Source organism: Thermoflavimicrobium dichotomicum (genome assembly GCF_900114055.1).
Classification (GTDB): domain Bacteria; phylum Bacillota; class Bacilli; order Thermoactinomycetales; family Thermoactinomycetaceae; genus Thermoflavimicrobium; species Thermoflavimicrobium dichotomicum.
Genome location: NZ_FORR01000053.1, coordinates 1 through 2,767, shown reverse-complemented (window position 1 = coordinate 2,767; position 2,767 = coordinate 1). Strand labels below are relative to the sequence as shown.

Genomic DNA, 2,767 nt, shown 5'->3' with positions numbered 1-2,767 from the left:
GTAGGCGGAATCTGCCTGTGCTTCATGGCCAGCAGAATCTTGATCAATCCCGCAACTCCTGCTGCTGCCGCCGCATGTCCGATATTGGTCTTGATCGATCCGATCGCGCAGTATCCTTTTTTGTCCGTATAGTGGCGGAAGGCCCGGGTCAATGCTCCATATTCTATCGGGTCCCCCAGCTTTGTCCCCGTTCCGTGGGCTTCCACCATCTGGATCTGCTCTGGATGGATGCCGAAAGTGTCGTATACATGGCGCTCCAGACGTTCCTGGGAAATGGCGCTGGGCGCTGTAATCCCATTGGTTGTACCGTCCTGATTGATGCCTGATCCCCGAATGACGCCATAGATGTGGTCCCCGTCGGCAATCGCATCCCGGAGGCGCTTGAGTACCACGACTCCCACACCTTCACCGGGAACAAAACCGTCTGCCCGATCATCAAAGGTATAGCAATGTCCGGTTGGAGAGAGCATTCCCGCACGATTGGATGCGGCAAAAAACGCTGGAGTCGATTGAATGAATACCCCGCCAGCCAATGCCATTTCCGTTTCATTCGACCACAAGCTCTGGCAGGCAAGATGAATGGCCACCAAGGAACTGGAGCAGGCTGTATCCACCGCTACCGCAGGTCCTTGCAGATTCAGATAATAGGCGATTCGGGCGGGAATCACGGAGCCGGCATTGCCCCAAAACGCTTGTGGAGGAGCCTGATCCCTGAACAAATGCTGATAATCCCCACCGCTGCATCCTACATAAACGCCACACAGGCGCCCATCCATTCCTGATCCGGCATATCCCGCATCCTCCAGCGCCTTCCAGGCTTCCTCCAGAAAGATGCGCTGCTGTGGGTCCATATACGTGGCTTCCAGGCCGGAGATATTGAAAAAGAGAGGGTCAAATTGATCAATATCTTCCAGCAGGCTTCCATGCTTACAATACATGTCTTTGTCGGATAGGTCCCATCTGGTAACCTCTTCCACAAGCTCCGTGCCATTAGCCAGGTATTTCCACAATTCATGAACGGAATTCGCTTTTCCAAAACGACCACTCATCCCGATAATCGCAATGGAATCTTGTTGCATGGAAGGAAGTGAATGAAGCTCCCTCTTTTCAATGGAATTGTTTTCTTCAACGGTGGTCTTTTCATATCGATACTGATCCGGAATGCTGACAACAATCTTCCCAATATTTTTTCTATTTTCCAAGTAACGGTACGCTTCTTTAATCTGATCAAACGGAAAAACCTTGCAAATGGTTGGCTGGATTACCTTCTTTTCTACCAACTGGAACATTTCGTTCCCGTAATCCCTCAGTATTTCCGGATTTTCCAAGCCTTGTTTTCTCAAATCAACACTATGAAACGTCTGGTTATTGCTTAATACGGACAAATCAATTGTCTTGGCTGATTTCAGGGCAGTCATGGCAATTTCAATATACCGCCCTCCTGGAGCCAAACAGTTCAATCCTTTTTGAATGGCATCCCCTGATAACGTATTGATAACAACATCAACACCTTTTCCCTGCGTCAGCCGCATGATCTCTTGTTCAAAATCCGTTTCCAAGTAATTGATCAGATGGGGAACGCCCAATTTTTTCAAATATTCCAATTTATGTTGAGACCCTGCTGTCGCATAGATTTCCGCTCCGTAATATTTCGCCAGTTGAACGGCAATGAGACCCGTTCCTCCCGTTGCCGTCTGAATAAGAATTTTTTCTCCCTTTTTAAGCTGCGCCCGGCGGAAAGCGGCGATCATGGTAATTGCAACAGTAGGCAAGGCGCAAGCTTCTTCAAAGGTTAAGGATTTTGGTTTGGGAATAACCTGCTTGGCCTTGCAGGTAATCATGGTCGCCTGCCCTCCAAAAGCTTCTCCGGCACCAATGATCACCTCATCCCCTACACGAACCGATGTCACGCTGCTTCCTATTTCCACCACAACCCCACTGGATTCGAAACCTGGAGTAAACGGATAAGGCGGCATCGTGGGATATAGTCCCTTGACACACAGCAAGTCTCCAAAATTCAAGGAGAATGCGCGTACAGCAATTCGCACCTCATCCTCTTTCAGTTTCGGGACTGGTGATTCCACCACGCGCAGATCATCGATTCCTCCAGGTCTTTCAATCAAAACTCTTCGGTAGAAGGAACCATTTGGTTCTACATTCTCTACTGTGGAAGGCATTCGTAACGGTTTTCGCTTGAATCTGTTAAAAGTAAGCTTTGGTTTATTCTGCTCTGAAAGCTTTGTTTCTTGTTGTACCTCGATTTTCATCTCTTCAGCAGACATATTTTCTTGCAACAAAGGAATAATGGCCGATTTATGCTCCTGAATAATATACCGGACTAATTTATCTACATTGTTGTAGTCAAACAATACAGTCGTTTGGAGTGTTATATTGCATTTTGTGTTGATGATTTTAATTAAACTGACAGCAATAATGGAATCTACACCATATTCTGAAAAGCTTTGATCATCCTGTATGAGCTCTTCGTCCATTTTAAGTGCCTCAGCAATGCTTTCCCGGATCATGGTCCTTACGTGATCCTCAATCATTTGATCTGTCACACTGGTACCTCCTCTTTGCCTTTTGTTTGTTTTCTGCTGGGAGACAGGTTGAGCAGGCAGGGACACACTCTCGCTAACGGACTGCTTCTCCGGTTCAAACTGGATGGGAGCGTTGTTTTTGCCGTACAACGCCATCACTTTGGGCAACAATGATTTGCTTGCCCCATTCGCGTGCTTCCGGTACAGGGAAGAAGATGGAGCGGAAC

1 protein-coding gene is annotated in these 2,767 nt (G+C 47.7%); it reads right to left on the bottom strand.

Features of this window, described 5'->3' with window-relative positions; translation table 11 throughout:
• Positions 1 to 2,561, bottom strand: a 2,561-nt coding sequence (locus tag BMZ78_RS18240; RefSeq protein ID WP_245739945.1) for a beta-ketoacyl synthase N-terminal-like domain-containing protein, incomplete at its 3' end; no start/stop codon positions are given.
• Positions 2,562 to 2,767 lie beyond the last annotated feature (206 nt).